At 31.6% G+C, this 25,063-nt stretch carries 31 protein-coding genes; 8 read left to right on the top strand and 23 right to left on the bottom strand.

The window, feature by feature from the left end:
• The first annotated feature begins 95 nt into the window (after nt 1–95).
• The gene (locus tag VF726_RS21385; RefSeq protein ID WP_440171906.1) at nt 96–1,181 is read left to right on the top strand and encodes a hypothetical protein; all 1,086 of its coding nucleotides are present in this window, start codon (nt 96–98) and stop codon (nt 1,179–1,181) included.
• Between the two features lie 133 nt (nt 1,182–1,314).
• Nucleotides 1,315–1,710, top strand: a complete 396-nt coding sequence (locus VF726_RS21380) for a RidA family protein (RefSeq protein ID WP_213745378.1) — start codon at nt 1,315–1,317, stop codon at nt 1,708–1,710.
• A gap of 707 nt (nt 1,711–2,417) precedes the next feature.
• On the opposite strand, the gene VF726_RS21375 is transcribed toward VF726_RS21380, so the two are convergent.
• The 5 genes from VF726_RS21375 to VF726_RS21355 form a co-directional block, all read right to left on the bottom strand.
• A complete protein-coding gene (locus VF726_RS21375; RefSeq protein ID WP_440171904.1) occupies nt 2,418–3,233 on the bottom strand; it encodes a YwqG family protein in 816 nt (271 codons plus the stop codon).
• A 78-nt stretch (nt 3,234–3,311) separates the two neighbouring features.
• Nucleotides 3,312–4,937 (bottom strand): DnaJ family domain-containing protein, encoded by a 1,626-nt coding sequence (locus VF726_RS21370; protein ID WP_440171902.1) that lies wholly within the window; start codon nt 4,935–4,937, stop codon nt 3,312–3,314.
• Nucleotides 4,938–5,026: 89 nt separating this feature from the next.
• Nucleotides 5,027–5,392, bottom strand: coding sequence for a hypothetical protein (locus VF726_RS21365; RefSeq protein WP_440171900.1), 366 nt, complete (start codon nt 5,390–5,392; stop codon nt 5,027–5,029).
• A 259-nt stretch (nt 5,393–5,651) separates the two neighbouring features.
• Complete coding sequence (locus VF726_RS21360; protein ID WP_000765968.1) at nt 5,652–6,023, bottom strand: YxiJ-like family protein; 372 nt, start codon at nt 6,021–6,023, stop codon at nt 5,652–5,654.
• Nucleotides 6,024–6,035: 12 nt separating this feature from the next.
• The gene (locus tag VF726_RS21355; RefSeq protein WP_440171898.1) at nt 6,036–6,887 is read right to left on the bottom strand and encodes a patatin-like phospholipase family protein; all 852 of its coding nucleotides are present in this window, start codon (nt 6,885–6,887) and stop codon (nt 6,036–6,038) included.
• Between the two features lie 179 nt (nt 6,888–7,066).
• Here VF726_RS21355 and VF726_RS21350 point away from each other — a divergent pair, with 179 nt between their 5' ends.
• Nucleotides 7,067–7,444 carry a PH domain-containing protein gene (locus VF726_RS21350; RefSeq protein ID WP_000522480.1) on the top strand — a complete coding sequence of 126 codons (378 nt, stop codon included), beginning with the start codon at nt 7,067–7,069 and terminating at the stop codon, nt 7,442–7,444.
• 121 nt (nt 7,445–7,565) lie between these two features.
• Here the strand turns inward: VF726_RS21350 and VF726_RS21345 are convergent, their stop codons facing one another.
• From VF726_RS21345 to VF726_RS21325, 5 genes are all read right to left on the bottom strand, one after another.
• Nucleotides 7,566–8,039, bottom strand: coding sequence for a GNAT family N-acetyltransferase (locus VF726_RS21345; protein ID WP_440171896.1), 474 nt, complete (start codon nt 8,037–8,039; stop codon nt 7,566–7,568).
• 1 nt (nt 8,040) lies between these two features.
• Nucleotides 8,041–8,562 (bottom strand): YfiT family bacillithiol transferase, encoded by a 522-nt coding sequence (locus tag VF726_RS21340; protein ID WP_440171894.1) that lies wholly within the window; start codon nt 8,560–8,562, stop codon nt 8,041–8,043.
• A gap of 16 nt (nt 8,563–8,578) precedes the next feature.
• Nucleotides 8,579–9,106 carry a GNAT family N-acetyltransferase gene (locus VF726_RS21335; protein WP_440171892.1) on the bottom strand — a complete coding sequence of 176 codons (528 nt, stop codon included), beginning with the start codon at nt 9,104–9,106 and terminating at the stop codon, nt 8,579–8,581.
• A gap of 63 nt (nt 9,107–9,169) precedes the next feature.
• On the bottom strand, nt 9,170–10,492 hold the full coding sequence (locus VF726_RS21330; protein ID WP_440171890.1) for an FAD-dependent oxidoreductase: 1,323 nt from the start codon (nt 10,490–10,492) through the stop codon (nt 9,170–9,172).
• A gap of 62 nt (nt 10,493–10,554) precedes the next feature.
• Nucleotides 10,555–11,334 (bottom strand): undecaprenyl-diphosphate phosphatase, encoded by a 780-nt coding sequence (locus VF726_RS21325; RefSeq protein WP_440171888.1) that lies wholly within the window; start codon nt 11,332–11,334, stop codon nt 10,555–10,557.
• Nucleotides 11,335–11,466: 132 nt separating this feature from the next.
• Here VF726_RS21325 and VF726_RS21320 point away from each other — a divergent pair, with 132 nt between their 5' ends.
• The gene (locus VF726_RS21320) at nt 11,467–11,673 is read left to right on the top strand and encodes a hypothetical protein (protein ID WP_440171886.1); all 207 of its coding nucleotides are present in this window, start codon (nt 11,467–11,469) and stop codon (nt 11,671–11,673) included.
• A 49-nt stretch (nt 11,674–11,722) separates the two neighbouring features.
• On the opposite strand, the gene VF726_RS21315 is transcribed toward VF726_RS21320, so the two are convergent.
• The 4 genes from VF726_RS21315 to VF726_RS21300 all read right to left on the bottom strand — a co-directional run bounded on the left by VF726_RS21315 (nt 11,723) and on the right by VF726_RS21300 (nt 14,888).
• Entirely contained in the window at nt 11,723–12,103 is a 381-nt protein-coding gene (locus VF726_RS21315) for a nucleotide excision repair endonuclease (protein WP_440171884.1), read from the bottom strand.
• A gap of 77 nt (nt 12,104–12,180) precedes the next feature.
• Nucleotides 12,181–12,744, bottom strand: a complete 564-nt coding sequence (locus VF726_RS21310) for a GNAT family N-acetyltransferase (RefSeq protein WP_440171882.1) — start codon at nt 12,742–12,744, stop codon at nt 12,181–12,183.
• A 39-nt stretch (nt 12,745–12,783) separates the two neighbouring features.
• Nucleotides 12,784–13,356, bottom strand: a complete 573-nt coding sequence (locus VF726_RS21305) for a hypothetical protein (protein WP_440171880.1) — start codon at nt 13,354–13,356, stop codon at nt 12,784–12,786.
• A 101-nt stretch (nt 13,357–13,457) separates the two neighbouring features.
• Nucleotides 13,458–14,888, bottom strand: coding sequence for a PQQ-dependent sugar dehydrogenase (locus VF726_RS21300; RefSeq protein ID WP_440171878.1), 1,431 nt, complete (start codon nt 14,886–14,888; stop codon nt 13,458–13,460).
• Between the two features lie 202 nt (nt 14,889–15,090).
• Between VF726_RS21300 and VF726_RS21295 the strand changes: the two genes are divergently transcribed.
• Nucleotides 15,091–15,348 (top strand): hypothetical protein, encoded by a 258-nt coding sequence (locus tag VF726_RS21295; RefSeq protein ID WP_440171876.1) that lies wholly within the window; start codon nt 15,091–15,093, stop codon nt 15,346–15,348.
• Between the two features lie 258 nt (nt 15,349–15,606).
• Nucleotides 15,607–16,056 carry an NUDIX hydrolase gene (locus VF726_RS21290; protein WP_440171874.1) on the top strand — a complete coding sequence of 150 codons (450 nt, stop codon included), beginning with the start codon at nt 15,607–15,609 and terminating at the stop codon, nt 16,054–16,056.
• Between the two features lie 213 nt (nt 16,057–16,269).
• Here VF726_RS21290 and VF726_RS21285 read toward each other — a convergent pair whose 3' ends face one another.
• From VF726_RS21285 to VF726_RS21250, 8 genes are all read right to left on the bottom strand, one after another.
• Nucleotides 16,270–16,458 (bottom strand): hypothetical protein, encoded by a 189-nt coding sequence (locus VF726_RS21285; protein ID WP_440171873.1) that lies wholly within the window; start codon nt 16,456–16,458, stop codon nt 16,270–16,272.
• Nucleotides 16,459–16,591: 133 nt separating this feature from the next.
• A complete protein-coding gene (locus VF726_RS21280) occupies nt 16,592–17,257 on the bottom strand; it encodes a DNA alkylation repair protein (protein WP_440171871.1) in 666 nt (221 codons plus the stop codon).
• A gap of 449 nt (nt 17,258–17,706) precedes the next feature.
• Nucleotides 17,707–18,822 (bottom strand): NAD(P)/FAD-dependent oxidoreductase, encoded by a 1,116-nt coding sequence (locus VF726_RS21275; protein WP_440171869.1) that lies wholly within the window; start codon nt 18,820–18,822, stop codon nt 17,707–17,709.
• 126 nt (nt 18,823–18,948) lie between these two features.
• Nucleotides 18,949–19,602, bottom strand: a complete 654-nt coding sequence (locus VF726_RS21270; protein WP_440171867.1) for a YdeI/OmpD-associated family protein — start codon at nt 19,600–19,602, stop codon at nt 18,949–18,951.
• Between the two features lie 138 nt (nt 19,603–19,740).
• Complete coding sequence (locus tag VF726_RS21265) at nt 19,741–20,508, bottom strand: arylamine N-acetyltransferase family protein (RefSeq protein WP_440171865.1); 768 nt, start codon at nt 20,506–20,508, stop codon at nt 19,741–19,743.
• 138 nt (nt 20,509–20,646) lie between these two features.
• Nucleotides 20,647–21,171: a MepB family protein gene (locus VF726_RS21260; RefSeq protein WP_440171863.1), complete on the bottom strand. Its 525-nt coding sequence runs from the start codon at nt 21,169–21,171 to the stop codon at nt 20,647–20,649.
• A gap of 87 nt (nt 21,172–21,258) precedes the next feature.
• Complete coding sequence (locus VF726_RS21255; RefSeq protein ID WP_440171861.1) at nt 21,259–21,624, bottom strand: DUF4180 domain-containing protein; 366 nt, start codon at nt 21,622–21,624, stop codon at nt 21,259–21,261.
• Between the two features lie 171 nt (nt 21,625–21,795).
• The gene (locus VF726_RS21250) at nt 21,796–22,488 is read right to left on the bottom strand and encodes an HAD family hydrolase (RefSeq protein WP_440172065.1); all 693 of its coding nucleotides are present in this window, start codon (nt 22,486–22,488) and stop codon (nt 21,796–21,798) included.
• 286 nt (nt 22,489–22,774) lie between these two features.
• On the opposite strand from VF726_RS21250, the gene VF726_RS21245 reads away from it, so the two are divergent.
• Complete coding sequence (locus VF726_RS21245) at nt 22,775–23,311, top strand: DinB family protein (protein WP_440171859.1); 537 nt, start codon at nt 22,775–22,777, stop codon at nt 23,309–23,311.
• Between the two features lie 147 nt (nt 23,312–23,458).
• Nucleotides 23,459–23,641, top strand: coding sequence for a hypothetical protein (locus VF726_RS21240; protein WP_440171857.1), 183 nt, complete (start codon nt 23,459–23,461; stop codon nt 23,639–23,641).
• Between the two features lie 169 nt (nt 23,642–23,810).
• Here VF726_RS21240 and VF726_RS21235 read toward each other — a convergent pair whose 3' ends face one another.
• Nucleotides 23,811–24,821, bottom strand: coding sequence for an aminoglycoside phosphotransferase family protein (locus VF726_RS21235; protein ID WP_440171855.1), 1,011 nt, complete (start codon nt 24,819–24,821; stop codon nt 23,811–23,813).
• Nucleotides 24,822–25,063: the final 242 nt, after the last annotated feature.

Here is a 25,063-nt window from a genome sequence, read left to right as displayed (position 1 = left end):
ATTTGGGATTATTAGAGGACACTCATTTTCGTTTATAGAACTTAATAAATACATAGATTTTACAATGAATTTATTAGTAAGGGAGGGAATATGAAATGCTCACTAATAATAGTCCGGAGAATATATTACATACAGCTTATGAAGCAAAAATGATTTCGTCTGGAGATAATTCGCCATCTGTAAAAATAAAGGGAACGAAGCTTCAATATTTACTTGTAATGCTTCATCTTGGTTTTGAGTCAAATATTGTGAAAATGGTGCTAGGTTGGACGAATGAGGAATTTGAAGAGCGCATTAATTCATTAGAAGTAGAGGGGCTATTGAAACAAACAGGAGGGAGGTACTATCCAACATGTATGGTTATAACAGCTTGTGAAGGAAAAAAACTTTATAACCTTTGTGAACCTCTAATTAAACAAACACTTAAGATCATTGAAAACCATTCAAATCAAATTGAATGGTTTTCAAAAAGAATCGACGCGTTTAATCATTTATCTAAAGAATCGTATAGTCTTTTACTCTATAGTGGTGTGTTATTAGATTTTGGACAAATAAATTACATTGAAGAAAACTATTTAAAAAAGAAACGACCTTTAAGAAAAAAGAAACGATATTATTATGCTATTCAAGAACAAGAACTAGCAGATATAGAGGCTTTCGGGATGTATGGGAATACGTATTTAGATTTAGGAGAAGTTCAAATTGGTCTTTATGGAAATTCTCGATATTCAACATTAAATTTAATAACAGCAAATAACGAAATATTTGAAGAATATTTTCAAAACACTAATACTGATATTAATTATAAGAAAAAGCAATTAGTAAAAGGTTTCGTAGCAGCAGATAGACAAATAGACTTACATTTAAATGTAGTTTACGAAAAATTAGGCTTATATCAAAATTCACAACCTGTTATCCCGGTGTTTAAATCAACAGACTTATTTATACTTAACGAAATTGCAAACACAATCAGTGAAGATTTAGTCTTATTATTTAATGAAAACGATAAACCTTTAAAACAATACTTTGCCAGTAGCAGATACTCAAAAGAAATTACTTATGAAGAGTTTTTTATCTGGTGGTATCACTTTTTCTATACAAAAGTAACTGAAGAATTAATAAAACAAGGTGTAATTATAACAAGCACACAAAAAAATCAAACGTACATAATCCATCAATAACTTTAAATTAAAGTGCTAATATACTTTTACAAATGTAGCAGCTGAATGGAGAAATAATTATTAGTAAATAAGGGATAATCTGAAATTAAAATCTAATATAAAGAAAATAAGATATTTAAAGGAGAGAAGAGTCTTGCAAAAGAAATTTATCAATCCAGAAACGATGCCACCAACTTTTGGATACTCACATGTAGTCGAAGTTAGTAACGCTAAACGAACAATTTACATATCTGGACAAGTAGCAATCAATACCGATGGTCAAATAGTTGGTGTTGGTGATATAGCTATACAAACGCGACAAGTATTCGAAAACATTAAAAGTGCATTAGATACTTTAGAATTACAATTTAATGATGTAGTAAAATTAACATTTTTCTTAACAGATATTTCTCAAATGGCCACTGTTAGAGATATACGAGATCAATACATTGATACTAAAAATCCACCAGCAAGTTCAGCTGTAGAAGTTAGAAAGTTAATTAACGATAACTTTTTAATTGAAATCGAAGCAATTGCTGTAGCAAACTAATTTTAAAAACTTATTATGAATCATATCCATGCAATTCGTTTAATGTGTTCATTTAAAACGAATTGCATTTTTTATTGTCTTAAATATAATTTATATCTGGAGACATTATCATCAACAACTCATAAAACAACAACAAATAAGCACACAATCGATTACACAGAATGAATCCGATGAAAAGGGAAGCGTAACAATGTATACTAACATATAATAAGTTTATTACTTTTATCCAGTTAACATAATATATATTATAGGTAGTTATAGAAACAAAGCAATATCAGGTATCAAAATCCAAGTAAACTATACTTAATGAGACGAAACGGAGATTTTTAGTGAGATTCATACAAAATCGTATTTAAACGAATTTCTACAGTTTTTATTTGTTTTACATTCATCACAGCAACTCTTAATCAATAATCGCTTACGATTTAACAAATCAAAAACATTTTTGATCGGCAATAAATTTTTATACAGAAATTTTATTTCTATACAAAATATAAATTTATATTTTTATTTTATGTGTTACTTTATGAATTTATTGCTATTTGCACACGTTTTATAACTTTGTATTATTTGTTGTGATTTATGCTTGACTTTCATTACACTCATATTTTTTATTCTAGTTAACATAACGTTTATATTTAACATAAAAAAATCTCCCTCACCTTCAGGAAGATTTTTTAGTTTGCTAGTATTTCATTTATAAGTTTTTAATAACAATCCCAATTGTAAATAACATTAGAAAAATTTAGATTTAACAAATCGTCTTTTTTTATAAAGAAATTAGCAACACCAGAATCTCCCCACATAATATTTAACGAATCGTCTGTATCGATTTGTAGCAACAATATGTCATGATGCTCGTATTTTACTTCCCATTCTCTTGGATCTGTTTGTGTGAAAAATGGATAACCGCCTATTTTATGGCCTTGACTTACATATATATCATCATACAGTTCACCTAATTCTGTACTATTTTCTTCATCAACAATTTCTTCCCAATCAATTTCTTCACTAAACATCTTTTCAAATCGATAATCCCTTGATGTTACCGGTTGATAACCTAATTCAAACTTTAATTTCGCTGCTTCGGGAATAATAAAGTCCTCTAATTCTAAAGTGTTTAAATAACTAAAATCAGTAATTACCTTATTTAAATCTTTTATAATTGTAGAATGATAAATAATTCGAAAATCCTTTTGGATTGTTGGATGATCAAAATCTGCTCCATAAAGCTCATCATCAGCACTTACGAAAAACTGTAACATTCCCTTTTGAGGCATATATTCAACATGTGGCATTTCTTCAAAGTTTAGTTGAGCAAGTAACATCATAGGTTGTCCATTTGAATCTTTAGGGTGCTCTTGATCTATAGGTAAATACGGATACCCACCAAACTTACTCTCAAAAAGCGTTGTCTCTGCTAATGTTCCAGACACGTTAATATACGGTTTCACACTTTCTTCTAAAATAGTACGATACTGCTCTAGTTCTTTCGGAATTTGAAGTTGATACGTATTCTTCATTACATCTGCCTCCCTTTAATAATGAATTGAAAATGCTTTACTTAATTATATAGCAAGAGATAACTTCATTAAAAATCGTTAAAATTCCGTTTTCACCCTCGTTTTTTGCGCACTTGGTGGACAAATTAAGTTATGTTCTAAAACCTTTTTATTAATAGTTCGAATTAAATCCGCTGCTTCTTCAGAATTTATATTTTCTTTTAGCCTTTCTTTTAAATCATCAATTTCTTTTGAAAGCTCAATCCACCTTGGTAAAACATGATTATTCTTTAACGTTCTATACAGTTGCTTTTCAGGATTGTATGAAAGGTCTTTATCTAGATTTAGAGGTTTCCCTTTACCAGGCATATTATCAAAAGACCCTCTCTTTTCTGCTTCTTTAACGATAGAACTAATATGATCCTCATACGTATAGGACCAAACTTTCTCATCTTTTACTAAAATCTCTTGCTTTTTTAGTTTTTTATCTAGTTCTTCTTGATTCATAGATTCTCTCTCCTTTTTATTTTTTAGTGTCGTTTTTGTAAGTTCTAATGCCCTTAATCCATCGAATAGCTTTTCTCGCCACCACACGCTATCATGTCCGCCTTGAAACTCTTCATAGGTGGTTTGGCATTTCTTTTCTTCTAAAGCTTTATATAGACGTCTATTAGCCGTTAAAAGAGGTTCATTTTCAAGTTCACCTACTGCTATGTAAGAATTGAGATGAGTCGCATTAGAATCTATTGATGAAATTTGATTTTCAATCCAAGGAATTGTATTTTCATAATTATCCTTTTTCCAATGTACGGATCCAGACATTGACAACACATTTCCGAAAATATGTGGATTTTGAAGTGCTGCATAAAAAGCTGCTAAGCCACTAAGGCTGAAACCAGCAATTGTTGTATGTTTTGCTTTTTGATACACATGATATTTAGTTTGAATCCATGGAAGTAATTCCTTCGTTAAAAATGCATTCATTTTATCGTTATAAGTTAGTTCTTCTAGCCGGTTAACAGGATCTATAGCCACAGCAATACAAGATGGGATTTCTTTTTCGTAAATTAAATAATTAAGTGTTTTTGTGATTGAAAGGTCATTAATGAATGAATTCCCATCAAATACAATGAGAAGTTCTTGAAGATGTGAAGTGTGAGAATAATCATGAGGCGTATAAATATGAATTTTACGTGTGTTATTTAAAATCGAACTATAAAAAGAATATGTTTCAATTCTCCCAGATGGATAATGATTTGAAGGAAAACGACTGCTATACTTCACTTCCATCTCTATATTTAACAAAGTCGCTTTATTGGTACCTTCTCCAAATGTATTTTTATTAAATTGGTCTAGTTGATACTGTTCACTACGCTTTATCCAATCATTTTCGAAAAAATCATTTACTGTAAAATAATAAGTTGAAATAAAACTCTTATTCGTCCTAAACGTAACATACCAAATATCTGTCTGTAACAATTGTTGTAATTGATTTACAGACAAATCCCAACCAGGAAAACTACCGAATACATAAACATTTTCAGTGTTTTGATCCCCTAACCATATATAAGTTATAAGCTTATACTGATTATCTGCAGGGCATTGTTCTATTAGTGGCGTGTGATTTGACTTTATTTCATGCAAAAAAGTATAAAGAGCTTTTTCGTTTCCATTCTTTAATTGATTTTTAAGCTTCTCTAACTTAGGACTGATTATTGTAGTCACCTCTCTTTCTCCTTTGTAGTATTCTATATGTAGTTTTTTTCATTAGAATCCCTATTTAAAAGTAGTCGTAAGTTATTTGTTTAGCGAAGTTATTTATTAGAAAAATAATCAATTGCCTGAATAGAAAGTTCTAATGATTTTATTCTTCTTTCTAAAAGTGTTCTTTGAGGACTCCCAAGCTTTGACTTAACATAAATCTTTTCAATTGATGGAAGCAAACCAATTAGAACATTTCGAGCGTCTGCTAAATCCTCTTGCGTGTAATGATGGGTTTCTTGATTCCAAATACTTTCTAACATAGCTAAGCCGATAATAGCTGCTTTGAGTCTTTTTTTCACTAAAGTAGTGTTTGAGCCTTTTTGAGTCATCTGTGATAAGGCATTTTCAAGTTTACGGATTGTTGACTGTAAAGACTTTATTGATTCTACTTTATCTACATTTGATACGTTTTCCATATTAAATCTGTCCCTTCTTCGTTTCTAAATTAGTTTTCTTGATATTTGATAATACCATTTAGAAGCGAATTTTACTCGAAATATTTGAGTTGGACATGAATTTAAAGGGAAACAACTAACAAACTTCTATCTCCTCCCTCACACATTCTCTATATGTACTTCTTTTTTCTCGTTAAAATACCTACATGGATAAGTTGTAAATATTGTATATTTTATGAACAAAAAACGTACAAGCAGCATCACTTGTACGTTTTAATTTTTATTCAGTAAGATAATAAAGTAATAGCTTGCGGGTCTTTTCATAATTCATGAAATCTCTATATAAAATGGGATACTTCATAATCTCTATTTCTAGAAAACAATATTGTGGAAACCATTCAAAAAACGATTTCCTTAGCCATTTTATTTGATTAAACACAATCTCCTGTTCATTGTTATTAAGTACGTAACTTAAAGTACCTGCTGTATGCATCCAATAATAATTTAAATCAGCGCTTATACAATCATCTTCTGTAAACATATTATTAAAATCTTTTCGTATTTTTCGAATGTCACAATTCGGAAACGGTTTATACAGCAGACTAGGCATTTTCTGCAATTCATTAAAAATAACCCTTTTTCCTAACTTCAACTTTCCACCCCTTTATTTCTCTATCCAATTTAATAAGTTTTTATAATGATATTGAGCATCTGTATAGCCAAGATTATATAAATTAACGAGCTTTTCTTTACTTCTTTCTATTCCGCTTATTGGAAGCTGTACGCTAGGCTGAATAATATAAAAGTTGTCTTTTTGTTTTATTTGATTCATATAAGATATCGTCTCATTATAAAAACGATAATGTTCTACTAAAGATTCTGCGATGTTCGGATATTTCCTATATAAAATTTTAGCTAGCCCAGAAAATTTATTTCGCTGTTTCTCATATCCTTCTGGTTTTGTCATAATTACAACGTTCTTTTCATAACCATCAGTTTGCGCTTTTAAAACCGGTATAGGATCTATAATTCCTCCATCTAGCAATTTTCGATTATCATATTCTACAGCAGGTGCTATAAACGGCACTGAGCTAGATGCACGAATGATTTTTAAAATATCATTTCCGTGTTCTGCTTTATTATAATAAATAGCTTGTCCTGATTCACAATCAGTCGTCCCTATAACAAACTGTTCATTTGAGTTTAAGAAAGTTTGAAAATCAAATGGAACAATTTTATTAGGTACTTCATCAAATAAAAAGTCCATTCCAAATAATTCGCGTTTTCGAATGAAATTTCGATAAGATATATAACGATGATCTGCTACTAGCTCTGTATTCACTTTCTTATTTCTCCCTTTTTGACGTGATAAATAAGTCGCTCCCATACAAGCTCCAGCAGATACGCCGACTACGTAAGGAAAGAATAAGTTCTTTTCCATAAAATATTCGAGTACGCCTGCCGTATATAAACCTTTCATTCCTCCGCCTTCTAATACTAAACCGATATTCTTCATGCTATATCCCTCTGCTTCTTTTTTCTTACTTACATATTAGCATAAGATATTAAGATGAGGTTGTATAAAAGGATTACAACAATAGCCAGAAACTACTAATGTAATATCATAACTTCACACCAAGTTGCATGGTACAATATAAGTAACACATACCACAAATAATGGAGGAGGAATTTCCTATGGGTTTATTTAGCGGTATTTTAGGAAATGCATCAAATACGAGTACAGAAAGTGTAGAACGTGATTTAGAGAAGATTATGTTAGACGATGAGAAAGTTGAACATGCTTATAAATTAATTCGTGATTTAATCGTATTTACAAATCGTCGTCTTATTTTAGTAGATAAACAAGGAATATCAGGTAAAAAAACTGAGTATCATTCTATCCCTTATAAAAGCATTACACAATTTAGCATTGAAACAGCTGGGCATTTTGATTTAGATGCAGAACTTAAAATTTGGGTATCTAGTTTGAGTACACCAATTACGAAAGAATTTAAAGGTGACGATAGTGTTTTAAGCATTCAAAAAGCGTTAGTAACATATACGACGAAATAACGCTTTTCTGTATGTTTATTCATATATAAAATTACTAACCTGAGTATTTTGGAAGAATATTCATCGTTTTTGTATATTTAATCTAAAATAACATAAAATGGTAAAGCGTATTTTAAACGCTTTACCTTTCTTTTTTGTAATAAATAAGTGTAGTTTTATCATTTAATTTCTTAGTTTCTTCTGTTCTTGTATATCCCATCTTTTCGTATAGAAAACAATTTCTTTCTTCTTCTAAAATCGTAGCAAGTTCAAAACTTCGTGCTTCTGGAAACATCTCTTCAATTAAAATAAGTACCTTCTGAGCAATTCCTTTCCCTTGATAGATTGGATGAATAAACATTGGACTAATCCAGAATTTATTAGGTATTTCTTTTTTTGATATGCATATTGCTCCAACAAGGTTCGAATCAAATATAATCTTATAAAAGTTATTACTAGGATTATTAATCCTTAAAATAGTTTTTTCAATAGATTCATTTGCTGGATTTGTTTCATAGTCTTTATATTTATTTAATAAAGGTTTAAAAGAGTCTATTTGCATTTGAAATAACAATGCTGCATCAATTTCTGTTGCCTTCTCTAATGTAATCTCCATGTTACCAATTAAGACGCTTTCTTAACGAGTTAATATGAGCTGTATGATGGCGACCATGCCATGCGTATAGTCCTATTGCAGCAGCAAGTTTTGTTTCGCCAGACTCTGGATGGTTAAATGTCTTTTCTAGATCTTCAAGTTCTAAAGAATATAATAGGTTAACCCATCTTTTATGTAATGAATCTAACATTACTAGTGAAACATCTACTGGCAATTTAGAATCAGGTAATTCTGCCCACTTCTCTTCTTTATACGGTTTAATTGTTGGATTCTTTTCTGTTAATGCTAATTTAAAGCGTATGTAGCTGTTCATATGACTATCAACAACGTGATGAACTACTTGACGAACTGTCCATCCACCAACGCGATACGGTGTGTCTAACTGCTTCTGATCTAAATCTTTAATTGCCTTTGCTAGTTCATTAGGTAAATCTTCAATTTCTTGAATCCATGTATCAATCATTTCTTCAGTAATAGGACGTTTGTATGTAAATTGGCCAATTGGATAACGTAAATCATTCATGTATAAGTCCCCCTTATTATAAGCGCGAAGTATTTCTCCATATATAATGTACAAACTTCACATGTTCCCCGTTTAATTCTACAGAATTTGTATCTGCTTCGTTATGATAAGAAGAAAATCCGCTTTTTTCTAGTACAACTTGTGATGCGAGATTATTAGTAGTTGTTTTAGCGTGTACTTCAGTGATTTCATTATTTTTCGCTACGTCTAAAACTAATTTTACAGCTGCTGTTGCAATTCCTTTTTTAGTAAACTTTTCTCCGACTCGATAGCCTAGTGAACTACTTCGGGATTCTGTATCTATATCTACTAAATTTATTCGTCCTACAATTTCTTTTTCTTCGTTACGAATTAAATAAAAATAAGAATCTCCATCAGCCTGTTCTATTAATAAATCATCTAATAGTTTTTGAAAATATTCAAAATCAAAATATTGCGAGCCACGATTTGGTACCATTGTTTCAAAAAAAGATTTATTCGTAAGTTCAAACGTAAATAAATCCTTAGCATCGTTTTTCTTTAATTGTTCTATGTATATTTTCATCTTGACTACTCCTTCTATATCTACTAACTGTTATATATTCTTTTTCAACCAACTATTTTCCTTCTATTTCTTTCGCTTCAGTAACACAGCAAGTAACACTTTCGGATGAAATAGGTGAAATGGACTACGAATTAAATTCATCACTCTTACTAATCGAATATAAATGTCAGAGTCACTTGCAGATAGTTGATATATTTGTTTCGTATACCAAAGCTGAAATTTTTGCTTTATCGTTAATTCTTTTTTTAGCTGAGGATGGCGTGATATTTCCGTTGTAGTCATTTCCCATGGAGTTTGTATGATATGAGCGGTCTCTTTATAAAACTGCTTTGTAAATGCTTTATCAAGCTTTTGTTTCCTTTGTAAAAGTAACTGCAATTGATAAGCTTCCATAGCAGCAACTGAAACACCTTGCCCAAAAACAGGATCGAAACGACAATGTGCATCCCCAATTACTAACAACCTTTCGGGTAAATCATTTACTAAATCAAATCGCCGACGTACTTGATACGGAATTTTGTAAGTTTTGATATTTGAAATTGCCTCTGCTTTATTTAGAAAATCTGTCACATTAGAAATTGATAGATTTTCAGCAAAATTATAAAATTCATCATCTGTTTGTGGTGCTTTCTCATTTGCATAACCACTGAAAGTAACAAAATAACGATTATCCTCAATTGTTTGAATAAGAACGCCATACGGATTGTCAGGAAAGCTTGGAGACATTAGCATATTACAACAGTCTAATTTCTCATTTTCTTTAAGTTTAAACATTCTAGTTGCGTAAAATAAATCAATACGTACTTTTTCTTCTCGTACTTCAATATTGTATTCACGTAGCCAAGCTATACTTTTTGAAGCAAATCCACTCGCATCAACAACAATATCTGCTTTAATTTCTTCTTGCGTTCCCGTCTCTAAACATTTCGCTTTTACTCCACATACTTTGTTACGTTTTCCATCTATTAATAACCCTTCAATCAATGTTTCATATTTAATAGTAATAGTAGAAACCTGATCTATTCGTTTTTGAATATGCCATTCAAGCAAAAACCTACTTTGTTGAATCATATGTACTTCTCCTATGAATGATTGTTTCCATAAACCAAATTGATGCCATTTTAAATCACGAGTAAAGTTATTTACGATACTACCTGCTTCAACTAGTTCATTAGTGATAGTAGGAAACAATTCCTGAATGGCATTTTCTCCACCTTTTAATAACACATGAGGATGATTACTTTGTGGAACTCTTTTTCTCGAAGCTTTTCCATCCCATCTTTCACCGGCTTCTATAATGATTACTTCTTTAAAAGTAGTTGATAATGCTTTTGCTGCGAGTTTTCCTGCGATACTTCCGCCAATAACGATAGCTTTATTAAACATATTTTCCTCCTTAATGAAAAAAGACCCTGCCTTGTGTGAATGAAACAGGATCTGTTACTAAACTAAAACACATGAGTATATTGCAACGTTAAAATTAAAATACCTAATCCCCATACGTAGTACGCGAATACTTTTAAAGAGTGACGTTTTAAATATTGAATCATCCATGAAACGGCTATGTAACCAAAAAAAGCAGCTGATAACGTTCCGACAATTAAAGATGTACTAGAAATAGATTCTGCTTTCCCTTGATAAACATCTGCTAATTGCAAAATGATAGCTCCGACAATAGCTGGAGTTGATAACAAGAAAGAAAAATAAGCAGCAGTTTCGCGGTCTAACTTTCTCCATAATGCAGCGACGATTGTCATTCCAGAACGAGAAATTGCCGGAAAAATAGCAGCCGCTTGAAAGGAACCGATAATAAATGCATCTTTATATGTAATGTTGTCCATTTTTTTACGACCGTTCTTTTGTTTGTCGGCCATGTAGAGAAAGAATCCTGTCACTAAAAACTCCCAACCAATCGTAATACCTGTTTTTGAAATATCCTCAAAGAAATCTTTAAATAACAAGCCAATTACGACTGCGGGTATCGTCCCGACAATAAGTAGTAGCATTAGTTTTGAAAATGGATTTTTAATTAAATAAATAAATTCTTTTTTGTAATAAATAAATACCGCAAGTAAAGTCCCAATATGCAGCATCGTATCTAAAAATAATCCAGCTTCATCTAATTGAAACAAATGTCTTCCTAAATAAAGATGACCTGTACTACTTATCGGTAAAAATTCTGTTAAACCTTGTATGATCCCTAATATAAAAGCTTCTAACCAATTCATGATAGTCCCCTTTCTCGTTTGCTTGTACCAATATATGAAGATTAAATTTTCGATATGAAAAAAACTATATTTCTCTATGAATTTACTTTCATTTTATGGATATATATGTAAAAAGAGGTCGGGAGGGTTACTATGTGGCAACATACGAAATTAGGAAATATATTACTGTGGTTAGGACCTATTCTTGTGTTTGTTGGGTTATGTATGACAAATGTTATTTCTGATATTCCTTTCTTTGAAGGGAAACATAAAGCGCTTGGAATTGTACTTATTTGTATAGGTGTGTGCTGCTTTATTGTTGCGAATCATTTGAAAAAAGGAGGAAAATATGAGGACTAAATTTAAATAAAAAAACAATCCCAGTATATGTGCTAGGATTGTTTTTTTATTACTTATAGAATACTTTATCAACGTTATATTTTGCTTTGTATTCATTAATGATATATGTTTCGTAAATTTCTCTTTCTGTTGGATCTTCTACGATACATGCATCAATGCGGTATACTTCATCACGGTGATTTTTAATTGGTGAAACATTGTCTTCAAAATGCTTCTTAATACGTTGTCTAATTTTACGAGCTTTACCTACGAAAAGAAGTTCGTCATTAATATTATAAAACATAAAAATGCCGCCTTTATCTCTAGGGAACAAGTGGAAATCAATAAAACCATTAATTGGAGTGATTATTGGCTCGTCTCCTTTAATAACTTGTTTACGTTCAGTAATTGAAATATCAGCTTCAGGAATATTAATTTTAATCAAGTTCATTCACGTCCTCTTTTATTATAAAGATAAATAATAGCATACATATGTAAGAAAAGCTACGTTCAGAGGCATATTTCATTTTATAATTCAAATATTATAGGAGCATCATGTAAACTCTTCTTCCAAATCATATGATCACTTGATTCTCCCCAATAATCCTTCAGTACATAACTAGGTTCTCCAAACTTTTTCACCCATATACTTTGCGCTTTTTTGTATCCACTATCTAAACAGTATTCTGTTATTCCTCTGCTAAGTAACGTAATATACATTGCGTTTAGTAATACATTGCCTATGCCTTTTCTTTGATATTCAGGTAATACAAATACTGTTCCTATTTCATATAAATCTTTAAGAACACCACCTGTACAACTATGAATCAACGTACTTGCTGGGCCGATTTCAATTGTTCCAATGATTTTATCGTTACTTGTATCAATTGCTAATAAAAAATAACGACTTTCTCCGTTACTCCCCAAATCATTTTTCAAATACTGTTTTTTCGTATGTATTTCATTTTCTATGTCATCCATTAATTGTGATAACCCCTCATTTTTAAATGTATGAGTAATAACAAGACGAAAAAACAAATTTAATTCATCTACATCATCCGAATTTGGCCTTCTTATTTTAACTTTATACACGACTTAAATCTCCAATCTTTGAAAATATATGAGAAATTGTTAAGTCCATACTTTATATACTCTATTCAACATTATTCTACAAAAGCCTGCATAAATCCAACAGTATAGAAAGCTCATTATAAATATCGATAGAATAATTTTTATATCCAAAGTCGTATGAATAGTAGGACCTAATACAGGAAATCGAAAAATATCAAGAACGACCATAATTCCTATAAGTAAACATATCGCCGAAAAGGAAACAATCCAAATCCTCCTCTTAAATTGTATAAAGGATACACCTAACGCAATACCTAATAAACCTGTAGTAAAAGGAAAAACAATTAGTTCACTTGGCTCAATAATAAATAATAGGAGAATAGTAAGAATATAAGAAAGTATTCCCGTGCGAGTAGAATAACAAATAGCGAAAAATGTAGGCAGCGTCGCAAAAGGACTAATAAATAAGCCGATACCAGGGATTAAGTTCCCAGCAGATTGCAAAATAGCAGCAAGTGAACCGAGTAATGCTGTAATGACTAAACGCTTTGCGGGCGTCATCTCTCTTTTATGAACAAAATTTGTCTCATGCGCAATCATCGGTTGATACCAATAGTTTCTAAAGTGATTCATCAAAATCCCCCTAAAGATATTTAATTTATCACTTTCTATTTTTATTCATACACTTATAGTTTATTAGTTACCCTCTTCTAAATCTGAGAGTTTATTTTATATTAAGGAACGATTTCAAAAATAGTACCTTTGTTAAAATCAGTTACTTTCATAGAACCGTAAACTCCTAAATATAATCTTGTTTGATCCAAATTTGTTCCTAAACTCATAAAATAAGCTGCCTGTTCACCGAAATCATAATGGGTTTCAATAACATGAAAGTCAGTATGTTTACCATGCGTACCAACCCTAGAAAAAGCTAACGCACCTTTTACTGAAGACTGCGATTTTTCTTTCTTAGCAAGATAAGTAAACACAATGCTACCAGTCAAACTAGGAATGGCAGTTCCCATATACGGCTGAACTCCAGTAAGTGAAGTTCCTTCAAATTTATCTGGTCTGGAATCTTTATGAAAATAACTGATTAGGGGCTGGATACGCTTTGCGGATGTTTCTATTGTTTCCCTATAATAAGCCATAATTCTATCATCTAAAGTAGCATTTTCAGAACAGTGCCTTATAAAAGAAGTAGGTAATTCTCCTTCCCATCCTCTCCACCCAAAATTTATCAATCCATATTGTTCAGGAATATCTCTTATTAAATGGGTATGAACAAGTTCAGTAACTGGTATTGGTTTGTATTGAACAAATGAAAAAATAGATTCTACTATATCCTGTCCGACATTACCGGCGTATTTGATATATTGATTATAAAACCTTTGAAATGAAATGCCGGTTATATTCCGAACACCTTTCGCAATTACTGTAAGTGTTTCTTGTATAGATAAAGGAAGTTCATTAAAGCGTGTAACTACTGGAGGCTTATTTATGAATGTATTTTTACTTAAATCGATTTCAATTATTTTACCCGCTATTTCTAAATCATCTTGGCTTAAATTAAAGGGGTCATAGCCAGAACCGCCATCGCCATTTGTAAAAATCAGTTTTCCAGTCTCTGGTGAAAAATTTAAGCTATTTACGCCGTTATGATTAAAAAATGGCCTTTTTATATTAAGTAATGTTCGTCGCTTTTGAGGCTGACTGTTTGATTGTAAAATCCATTCTTCAATCGTATCGATATGATCATATTGAGTATCTCTATTTGTCCACTTTAAGTTTAGAGTTTTTGGTTCACACGGATTAGGTTTAAATTGTTCTGAAAGTGCACCTGGTCCTTGAGTCCCGGCTACTGAATAATGAAGATAAAATAAGCCGTTATCATTAAATTGTGGATGGAACGCTAGTCCAAGCAATCCGCGTTCATCATACCCACTACTAGAAACACCTTCTTCAAATGTGCCTAGTTTAATAATTCGGTGACGAATATTTAAAAATGTCTTTATAGCTCCGTCACCTATGTAAAACACCTCGCCTAATTGGGTTGCAATAAATAGTCTTTCAGCTGATTCACCTGGAAGTATTGCTGTTTTTATTACAGTTGGTAAATTTATGTTATGAACGATCGGCCGTAAACGAACTTTGACTTTTGTCAATTAACTGTACACCCCTTTTTATTCTTTTTAATAGAAGAATATGATTAAAGTAGTTCCATTAGTATCAAAACTATAGACGTGAAATGGTGATATCCCTGTTTGAACAAGTCTGTTTTCTAATTAGCATCAATTAACTTACATTCCTTTTTATTACATATTTTGATATGATATAACTATAAAATATAAATTAGGGGGACAATCCATGGCAATCTTACTACAAATCGTCGTACCACTTATATGTGCAATATACTTATTTACCCTCTATCGTAATGGAATATATGGATCAGTTTCATTCCTTTTAGCGATCATGATAGGGATTTTTGGTTTAGAGAATATCTTTCAATATGCTAGTTTAACAGATCATGCTGTATATCCGTATTGGGGAAGTTTGAAGGCTGTAATCTTTATTTTATCAGTGGTGTTTTTATATAAAAAAAACCCTACTTCATATAATAATTAAATATAAATAAACGTATCGCCAGCATTTCGGAGAAAAAACACGCTAAGTAAATTTTGACAAGAAAAAAGCAGTTTTTTTACATTAAAGGTACACATGTTTATGAACAATAAATTTGTTTTTTTAAATGAGGAGCCGGCATCATAAACCTGCATTATTAATGTAGAATAGTGATGTCGGCTCTTCATCTACTTAACTAATAGATTAGAGAATAAATGATTCAAATTTATTTAAAGCTTATTTTCGGGAAAAGGTTATGCAATGAGAGCGCCATATCAAGTATTAATATTTCCTTATATAATAACTGATGATTCTATTCAATATGCTATTTTTAATCGAAGTGATTATGGTTATTGGCAAGGAATAGCTGGTGGTGGAGAAGATGGTGAGACTCCTTCTGAATCAGCAAAACGGGAAGCGTTTGAAGAGGCTGGTATTTTAAGAGAATTCCCTTATATAAAATTAGATTCTGTGTCTTCACTACCAGTAGAAGATGTAGTTGGAGAATTTCTTTGGGGAGATGATGTTTATGTAATAAAAGAATTTTCTTTTGGAGTTAAAGTTCCTACAAAAAATATTTCATTATCCAAAGAACACTCCAATTATAAATGGTTTTGCTTTGAGGAAGCAGTAACGCTTTTAAAGTGGGATAGTAACAAAACAGCTTTATGGGAATTAAACAAAAGGTTATTAAAACAATTACAATATTAGCGAACCAAGCCGTAAGTGAAACAAGAATTAAACAACTTCAAAAACCTTGCTACACTTCATATGCAGCAAGGTTTTTAATTTTTCAATTTCCAAATTAGGTGTAACTATAGAAAAAATATGAGACATACTAAATAACTAACTATAAATTTTTTCATTTTCATCCCTCCTATTAGTCAGTTATTTAAAATTTAGTTGTTTCACAGTTTCTTTGTATTATGAAACAAACTCACATTTCAAGGTATTTCGATTTACTATAATATATTTACCTGTTGATTTATTCATTACTTGAGAAACTTCCTTGGTATGTGTTACCTCAAACCAATCATTTTGTATATCCACTAATAATTTTATTTCCACATCACTTTCCCCATATTTTAAACCACTATAAGATACTTTCGTCATTGTGATCGTTCCTTTCTTAATGATTAATAGGTGTCATTCAATCTCTTTTTATATTACTTATTTCTATAATACAATTATTGAGGTATTAAATTCCTTTTTTGCATTAAACCCTAATAAATTATTCAAAGGTAACTTAATCATTATGTCGTTTGTTAACTTCAATCGTAATGAACTCCGGCAAATAGCTGGGAGTACATCCTTTTGCTACTATTACATCTTTGTAAAGACCTGTTTTCTGACCAAGTTTAATACAACGCGCACGATTCTTTTCATCATAAACGCCTATCCAGCCTGCGGTGAAGTTCATAGCCCATTGAACTTCCGGTTCTTCCTGCATAATATTAGCTTCTAATGCAGATAGCAAGTCTGCGGTGTTATCAGGCGGTGTTTGTCCAGTCCATCTCAATAGCCCTTGATAATACCAATAAGCTCGCCTTTGAAGAGTAGAAGGACTATTTTCCCATGACTCCATCAATGCAATTTTCTTCTTGTCTTTGGTGAGCTGATTAGCCATTAACCAATCCATTAAGTTATTTCGTTCATCAAAAGTGTGAGTCTGTATATCCTTATCAAGCTTATTTAGCACATCTTGTGAAAGAAGTTTTTTGTCCATAATTAAGATTGCTAATAGCCTGGGCAAAAACTCTTCGGTTGACCAAAGTTCCATAGCTAGTTTGTGATCTTTTTTTATGTCCTTCGCGATTTTTCGTAAGTCGCCTAGCTTTGTTTTACTATTGATCTGAGATAGAATGTTTTCTGCTTTTGAAGAGCGTTTTATTTCTGTATCTTTTTCATTCATTTTATACAACTCCTTTATTTAAGCACTGTTTCATAATATATCCTCGACGGGATATATCAAGAACTTAATTTCATTATAAGTCTTATTGCAAACGTTTTTTCATTTTGAGGGAAATTCGTCTCCTTAACTTGATTGCGATGTATGGTGCCCCCTAACAATTAAGAAAAGCTGATTTTATATATGGAAACAAAATTGTTCAGCCTCCCTTCTGACGGCAATTCATCTCCACCTGAATTGTTCGGTTTCACCCGTAACACAAATCAGATGGAGATGAATTGCCTAAAGGGATAAATTCCGCGATTTAAATCAATTGTCTTCAATTAACATAACCATCTTATTTGTAGTCATCGATGCATATTTTCAATGGGAGTAATTAAAAATATTGGCTTGATGGGTATGTCGTGCTCCTCTAAATAAAAAAGATTAGGAGCGAATCCTAATCTTTTTTATTATTCAATTGCACCCGCAACGTCATAATCGTTTAAATCTAATTCAATTGTTTGGTCAAGTGCTAGTTTAGCTAATTCTGATCCTAAATATGGGCCGGCAGTTAAACCTGAAGCGCCTAATCCGTTCGCAACGAGTATACCTTCAAAGTTAGGTAGTGGCCCAATAACAGGTAAGAATCCTGGTGTAAATGGTCTAAAACCAACTCTCGTTTCAAGCATAGTACCCTCATCTAAACCAGGTGCAACAGTTAATGCTTTATGGAATACTTCATGTAAACCACCTGCTGTTACACGGTGATCGAAACCAGTGTCATTCTCATGTGTTGCACCAATTACGACATGACCATTGTCAAATGTTAAAATGTATTGATCGTTTGGCGGCATAACAACTGGCATATTTTCTGTTGCTGTATTTTCCGTTTGCAGGTGAACAATTTGTCCTTTTTGGAATGTAACTAAGAAATTGATCCCTAATGGATTTAATATTTCATTCGCCCATGCGCCGGCAGTTACAATTACCTTTTCTGCTACCATTGTTTCGTCATTTACTTTTACTCCAGTAATATGATTACCTTCACGGACTAATACTGCATCACCTTTAATAAAAGTTGCACCATGTTTTTTCGCAGCACTTATTAATGCGTTACGTAATGATCTTCCATTTACTCGTGCAGCACCACTAATATGAACAGAACTGTATTCTTCTGATAATGCTGGGAATAATTTTTTCGTTTCTTCAGCTGATAAACGTGTAATTTCCCCAATCTCTGGTGCATCTTCACGTCGTTTATAAGCGCGTTCTTCCATTTTATCTAACTTTTTCTCATCCGTATGTAAACTAATTGCACCTACACGTTTGTATCCTGTATCCGTTTCACCGTCTTCTTCTAATTGCTGAATTAAAGAAGAATAGTAACGCGCACCGCCTTTAGCGATTTTATACCATGCTTTATTACGACGCTGTGAAAGCCATGGACATACAATACCAGCTGCTGCATCAGTTGCTTGACCTAATTGTTGGCGATCCACGATAGTAACGTTCGCACCTGCTTTAGCAAGATGATAAGCAGTAGACGCCCCTAAAATACCAGCTCCAACTACAATATACGATTTCATTTCAAACACCTTTTCTCTTTTGCTAATTATTTAAATATAAGAACATACCTTAGTATACTGAAAGGAATTCTTTTTTCAATGTGCTAAGTATAATTAATTGTTGCATCATTGTGACTTACCTAATCGTTATTTTTTCTTCTTACGGAATAGTTCAATTGTTTTATAGCCTTGTGAAAGGATTTCAATCATTTTCTCAAGACGTTTATCGCGTGTTTTTTCTTGTTTTACAGAAAATAAATTACGTGCCCAATCTTTTTGATATCCCGGTGTTAAACTTTGATAAAACGTAAGTTCATTTGGGTGATTAGCCAATAGTGCTTCAACATCTTTAATACGATCTGCATAATCGGCAACACATTGACTCATAGCAGGCGTTTTCTTCTCTTTTTTCTTTTCACGCTTTAAACCTACAACAGTAAAGACATCGTCCATACTTACCATTCGTGCAAACTTAATATCACTTTGTCCTACATACCCATCTTCGCCAACGTTTAATGTTGGAAACATTTCATCACGGTGAATAAACGTACTATATCGAGAATTACCTTTTTTCGGATACGCGAAGAATATATAGCCTTTTTCAATTAGTAATTCATCATTACTAACAATATAATTCGTTTGTTTCACCATTTCATCAAGTGTTTCTACAAAAATAAAAATGGCATCGTGACCTTTGGAAAATGCAGTTTCTTCCCCTGTAAAAATGTTATAATCACTAGGTTCATTAATTACGACCATATTTGTATACTTATTAAGTTTTAATTTATCAATAATTGACATGAAAATCTTCCTTTACATTCAAAATTCATTGTTCATACTGTTCTAGTGTATTATATCTATTAAGAAAATCAAACTTTAATAGTAGTTTTAAAATAAAGTAGCCGATTCTGCATAAGAACCGGCTAGCTATTCGTTACATCACAACTCAATAGCAAATAAAGTAAATAAAAGCTCTCTATATAGATTTTCTGTAATTTCACGTTTCACTTTTTCACCATAAATGATTTCAGTTAAACTAGTATTTGTTAAAGAGACATGGCCAGATTCCGTTAATTTGACTGCGATTGGTCCCTTATTGAAAATAGATTTCTCATCTTCTATTACTCTTCTTTGAACATCGTTCACTACTGCCTCATCAATGATACGATTATAAAATGCATGGCAAACTTTCCACTCTCCGTCCGTATCTTTTCTTTCTAGAACGTAATTTCCTTTACTCGTGTCTCGTTTTTTCACTCGATACGTACCGTTTTTAGAGGAAACAGAATCTCCAGTAAAAGGTACAGGGATTAAAGGTACTAAAGAAGCAATACCTACATCAATTAAGTATCGTACGTTATCATGATTTAAAATAATTGTTATATGCCCATCCTCAAGTGCCCATGCGTTTATATCATTTTTATATACAGTACCAAGTGCAAGCTGTACATCATAACCACAATCTTGTAAAAAGTAGTAAAAAAGAGTATTTAATTCATAACAAAGTCCGCCGCGAGATGTAGTTAAAATTTTATTCTGTAAATTTTCCGTAGTAATTGTATTCGCATTACGTGCTATAACCTCTAAATTCTCAAATGGTATAGTGTGTGCAAATGCAAAAAGAATTGTATTTAATTCTTCAAACTTCACTTCAGTACGGTTTGCAAGATTCAATCTTGTAAACATCTTGTGTTGTAGACTTGTCATAGTCAGCACCCCTTAATATGTATAAGTTAAAATAGTATATGCTGATTGTAAATTTGATGGGGTACTGAAACAATGTACATTTCGTTTGACTGTACCGGTACAAAAAGTCTAACTCGCAAGATTACTTAAGAAAAGAAGTTACAAATACAAATGTAATAGTTTGTCTATAGGTAAATGATTATGATCACTTACATCAACAAAATATTGAAGTTGCCACATTTGGCTCTTTTTAGCTTGGTTGCTAACAGGAGTATCCCAAACCGGATAAACTCTCATAGCCATCTTTCCTTTTTGACTTTGCGTTTTCAATATTTTTTCTTTAAGTAGAATTTCTTTAGGGAAAATAAATTGTCCTAGTTTATTATCATCTATACAAGTGATAACTAATAAGTCAGGAGCAGCATCATAAGAAAACGCTTGATTTTGCATATTGTCATCTTTCTCCCAAAAAGAAACAAATTGCCCAATTTTATTAGGGGTAATTTTTGATATTCTAAAACGAATACTTTTATGATTTAAGTGAAATAAACATCCTGCATATTCTGCGTTTTGTTTTTCTTCTTTTAGATTCGTGATTATGAATTCGTTAGGTTTGTAAATTATATTGTTTAAATTTTGGATTACATCATGAAATTTGTTCAAAAAAACTCCCCCTTTATTCATCTCTTATTTTATCACAAACATTAGTTCTTATATGTTGTAAATAATAAGCGACATGAAAAAGAGGAATATTTTACTGAGGTATTATTGCTATAATGTACTTAGTTTTTCAATTGCTTGTTGTTCAGTTACTAAGTAAAAAATGTCTTTCCCTTTATTACATTCATAAATAAAATCCTTTAAGCTTTTACTAGTATACATAGAGAAATCTCCAATGATAGCAATCTTTACCTTGTAGTTTATAAACTTTTGAAGGATATCACCGGCAAGGCGTGTTTTTAAGTCAAAGAAACTTTCGCTTAGTAATGATTTATCAATAATAATATGTTTCGCATCTACTTCATATTGAACTGTTGCCATAAGATCCAATGCCGTTTGAACATCGGAAATTAATACCTTATCGTTTTTTATGACCGCAATATTTATTCCATCGATAACTAATTTCTTTATTTCCATAGTCCCACTCCTCTATTACTTACACAATATGAGTAAATTTGTATTGCAGCTCTTCATATTAATCATAGTTCAAACTAGATACAGCGAACAAAGCAGCCTCTTTTTATTTCAAATATAGATTTTTCATATCACTAATACGGTCAATGAAATTATTAAATATCGAGATCGGTTTTACTTGTTATAAAAATATTGTGGTGTAACATAACTTAATAAACTATCCAAAGTATTAATCTCGGCATACGGTTGTATTTCGGTAGTATTTTTGATTTTCTGAGGGTTAAACCACACACCTTTTATATTTACATTTTGAGGACCAGCAATATCCTTTTCTAAGTCATCTCCAACAAATAATACATTATCTGGTTGCACATTAAGCTTATTTAATGCTAGTTCGAATATACGCTTATCAGGTTTACTTAACCCCACTTCTTCAGAAATAATAATCGTATCAAAGTAATCATTTAAATTTGTGTTAATTATTTTAGCCGTTTGCCTCTGCGTCGAGCCATTTGTTATAATTCCAACTTTAAAGTGCCTCTTTATATGATTTAAGAAATGGATAGTATTTTGGTCTATTGAAAAACATTTAGGGAAATTTTCATTCCAAAAATCTTGGATATAATTGCGCGGCAATCTATATTTCGGCGCGAATTCATCAAATAATAATTCTAAAACTATCGTTTTATTACTTATGCCGTATTCTCTTTTATCGTATTCTTTGAATTTCTGTAGCATATTGTTTTTGATTGTATCACTAACATCCTCATAACACTTTTCCAAAACTAATAAAAACAGATTATCTACTGCCTTATCTCTATCAAGTAACGTATCATCTAAATCAAACAGCATTGCTTTATAACTCATCATTTAATTTCACAACCTTTCTTTATTTCCGTAGAGATCAAAAAAGTAATTAATATCAAAGGACTTGTAAAGAACGATATTCTAAGAGATAAATCGAAAGTCCTTTTTCTGTTTGTTATTTAATTTGAAAGCACACTAATTCAACTTGTTATATAAGCTTAGAAAAATATAATATTTTTGGCTTCGGTAGCAGGTGAAATTTTTGATTTTGATTTTAAACTTTCAGATTAATTCGAAACTCTTTTATGATAAGCTGTACTAAAAGACTAAAAAAAGGATGATTCGAATGCAAATAAGACCAAAGGCAAGTGAATATAACCCGTATTATGCAACGTATATTAACTTGGTATCAGACGGAAATATCATACATATTCTAGAACGACAAATACAGGAAACGAATCTTTTATTAAAGGAAATTTCTGATAGTGAGGGACTTTTCCGATATGCTCCTACTAAATGGAGTATAAAAGAAGTAATCGGTCACATAGCAGATACAGAACGTATTATGGCGTATAGATTGCTATCTATCGCTCGAGGCGAGACAGCAGAACTTCCAGGCTATAACGATGAAATGTATGTTCTTAAAGCTGCTTTTGATAAGCAATTTATGCAAGATCTTCTTGAGAATTTCATAGTTGTTCGCCAATCTACCGTACATTTACTTAAAAGTTTAGATAAAGACGCTTGGTTACTAAGGGGAAATGCGAACAAATCTGCAGTTACAGTTCGTGCATTAGCATACATCATTGCTGGTCACGAGCTTCACCATCTACAAATTATAAAAGAACGTTATCTTGGTTCTAATGCATATCCAGTAAGTTAATAATTGAAGAAAAAGAGTCCTATTTATGTAGGACTCTTTTTTGATATTTATAAAATTCACCACATAAGATGCAAACTAGTCCTTATACATAATTTTCTTCAGACTGATATACTATAAACACTATAGTTCTAGAAAGGTGATGATATTATGTATGAACAACAAAATAACAGGGATAGAGATCAAAAAATGATGTTTTCTATGCAAGGAGTTCCCGCAAATAAAGTTAACATGAATCAATTACCAAAATGGATTAGAATTTTCGGCTATTGTGCGTTTGGTTGGTTGGTACTATTTAGTTTAATTATGATTGTAGGTTTAATTCTGCAATAACAATACTTGTACCATGTTTACGGGAAAGTATTTAAATCATATGTCTAGGTAATAAAATAGTTTATTACCTAGATGTGCGATCCATACTTTTTCGTATTCGTGGATGTAAATAGGTGCATTGAATATATCGGCCCATTCAAAATGTTGACTTGATAAAGGGATTTCTATTTTAATCAATAAGATCTGCTACTGAATCCGTGTACGATTCTACCCATTCATAAAATGGAAGTTCATTATCCCAGGTGACCATATGCATTGCTTTTGCACAACCCCAATCTAGAAGTCGTTGATGAAGCATATGTACTTTAATACGTTTTTTTATATCCTCTTTCCCCTCTAAATTTCTACAATACAAATTAACTAAATGTTTTGCGATATTGACTTCATTGTTATCTATATAGTAGGTAATCATCTTTATTAGGTCGGAAACGGGATCTGCAAAATATGAATTTGTAAAATCAAAAACACCACCCAATTCCCATCCATTGTCACCTAAATATATTAAGAAGTTTCCAGGTTTAAAATCACCCATTACAAAAGTTGGAGTAGATAAATTTTCAAACGCCCCCTTGGATTCTTCTAATAAATCTTCCACCCATTTGAAATCCTTCTCCGTAATTTTCGAGTATTTTTTGGCATCCTCTAACCAAAATAATATTCTATTAAAAAGCCATTGCGTGTATGAATTTTTAAAGGGAATTATCTCAAGTTTTTCCGTATTAAGTTCACCAAATTCGTTGACTTTCCAATTATGAAATTCAGATAATGTTTTAGCGATTAATTCGGCTATTTTAAACTTGTCATTTAATTTGAGATTAGCTTTCAAATATTTTGAGTTTAGATGTTCGCCTTGAAGACAAGGCATTAGTGCATAACTCCAACCAAAAATTTCATCCGAATTATCAATTATATATGGCATAGGGACAGTCACGTTTGTTCTTTTATCGATATTTTCTACAAAGAACTTTTCCTCAACCAATTGACCATCATAAAGTGGGTTTCCTTTAAAAACATACTCTCCTTCTGTTGACGAGACAAACATAGTTTGGCCCATAACTCCATTTGCTGTTTTTTTCGATGAAATGAGTTTACCCAAATTAAATCTATTGAGCATCGATTGTAATTGATCATCATTTATTATCCCTAATTTATTGGATGCAAAGATTATTTCGGCAGTCATATGAAACCCACCAACTCCTCTTTATCTTTAAATAAACTTCCATATAATAATGATTTCGTTAACCATTTAAAAATCCCCTTTTGCAGAATAAAGATTAACTAATTGATCATTTCTATTACCTTTCTGTATAAGATGCTCTGGACACATATCTAATTTCAAAAATTTGATTTAAAGTCACGCTTAAATCAAATAAGATATTTTGTTACTTGGACATACCTCCACTCCTTATCACCTTTGTGGAA

The sequence above is a fragment of the Bacillus sp. Brlt_9 genome (assembly GCF_051948935.1).
In the GTDB taxonomy this organism is placed as follows: Bacteria; Bacillota; Bacilli; order Bacillales; family Bacillaceae_G; genus Bacillus_A.
The sequence above is the reverse complement of the archived record's forward strand: the minus strand, read 5'-3'. Positions and strand labels throughout refer to the sequence as shown.

Bases quoted from the DNA above. Each gene is read 5' to 3' on its own strand.
- VF726_RS21340 (WP_440171894.1), bottom strand. From the start codon at position 8,562: ATGAATGATTTACGTTATCCAATTGGCCAATTTACATACAAACGTCCT.
- VF726_RS21280 (WP_440171871.1), bottom strand. From the start codon at position 17,257: ATGAATGAAAAAGATACAGAAATAAAACGCTCTTCAAAAGCAGAAAAC.
- VF726_RS21275 (WP_440171869.1), bottom strand. From the start codon at position 18,822: ATGAAATCGTATATTGTAGTTGGAGCTGGTATTTTAGGGGCGTCTACT.
- VF726_RS21245 (WP_440171859.1), top strand. From the start codon at position 22,775: ATGCAAATAAGACCAAAGGCAAGTGAATATAACCCGTATTATGCAACG.
- VF726_RS21375 (WP_440171904.1), bottom strand. From the start codon at position 3,233: ATGAAGAATACGTATCAACTTCAAATTCCGAAAGAACTAGAGCAGTAT.
- VF726_RS21255 (WP_440171861.1), bottom strand. From the start codon at position 21,624: ATGGAAATAAAGAAATTAGTTATCGATGGAATAAATATTGCGGTCATA.
- VF726_RS21355 (WP_440171898.1), bottom strand. From the start codon at position 6,887: ATGAAGAATATCGGTTTAGTATTAGAAGGCGGAGGAATGAAAGGTTTA.
- VF726_RS21260 (WP_440171863.1), bottom strand. From the start codon at position 21,171: ATGAATAAAGGGGGAGTTTTTTTGAACAAATTTCATGATGTAATCCAA.
- VF726_RS21330 (WP_440171890.1), bottom strand. From the start codon at position 10,492: ATGTTTAATAAAGCTATCGTTATTGGCGGAAGTATCGCAGGAAAACTC.
- VF726_RS21295 (WP_440171876.1), top strand. From the start codon at position 15,091: ATGGCAATCTTACTACAAATCGTCGTACCACTTATATGTGCAATATAC.
- VF726_RS21285 (WP_440171873.1), bottom strand. From the start codon at position 16,458: ATGACGAAAGTATCTTATAGTGGTTTAAAATATGGGGAAAGTGATGTG.
- VF726_RS21305 (WP_440171880.1), bottom strand. From the start codon at position 13,356: ATGAATCACTTTAGAAACTATTGGTATCAACCGATGATTGCGCATGAG.
- VF726_RS21335 (WP_440171892.1), bottom strand. From the start codon at position 9,106: ATGAAAATATACATAGAACAATTAAAGAAAAACGATGCTAAGGATTTA.
- VF726_RS21290 (WP_440171874.1), top strand. From the start codon at position 15,607: ATGAGAGCGCCATATCAAGTATTAATATTTCCTTATATAATAACTGAT.
- VF726_RS21315 (WP_440171884.1), bottom strand. From the start codon at position 12,103: ATGAACTTGATTAAAATTAATATTCCTGAAGCTGATATTTCAATTACT.
- VF726_RS21365 (WP_440171900.1), bottom strand. From the start codon at position 5,392: ATGGAAAACGTATCAAATGTAGATAAAGTAGAATCAATAAAGTCTTTA.
- VF726_RS21250 (WP_440172065.1), bottom strand. From the start codon at position 22,488: ATGAGTTATAAAGCAATGCTGTTTGATTTAGATGATACGTTACTTGAT.
- VF726_RS21350 (WP_000522480.1), top strand. From the start codon at position 7,067: ATGGGTTTATTTAGCGGTATTTTAGGAAATGCATCAAATACGAGTACA.
- VF726_RS21385 (WP_440171906.1), top strand. From the start codon at position 96: ATGCTCACTAATAATAGTCCGGAGAATATATTACATACAGCTTATGAA.
- VF726_RS21265 (WP_440171865.1), bottom strand. From the start codon at position 20,508: ATGACAAGTCTACAACACAAGATGTTTACAAGATTGAATCTTGCAAAC.
- VF726_RS21325 (WP_440171888.1), bottom strand. From the start codon at position 11,334: ATGAATTGGTTAGAAGCTTTTATATTAGGGATCATACAAGGTTTAACA.
- VF726_RS21235 (WP_440171855.1), bottom strand. From the start codon at position 24,821: ATGACTGCCGAAATAATCTTTGCATCCAATAAATTAGGGATAATAAAT.
- VF726_RS21240 (WP_440171857.1), top strand. From the start codon at position 23,459: ATGTATGAACAACAAAATAACAGGGATAGAGATCAAAAAATGATGTTT.
- VF726_RS21345 (WP_440171896.1), bottom strand. From the start codon at position 8,039: ATGGAGATTACATTAGAGAAGGCAACAGAAATTGATGCAGCATTGTTA.
- VF726_RS21270 (WP_440171867.1), bottom strand. From the start codon at position 19,602: ATGTCAATTATTGATAAATTAAAACTTAATAAGTATACAAATATGGTC.
- VF726_RS21320 (WP_440171886.1), top strand. From the start codon at position 11,467: ATGTGGCAACATACGAAATTAGGAAATATATTACTGTGGTTAGGACCT.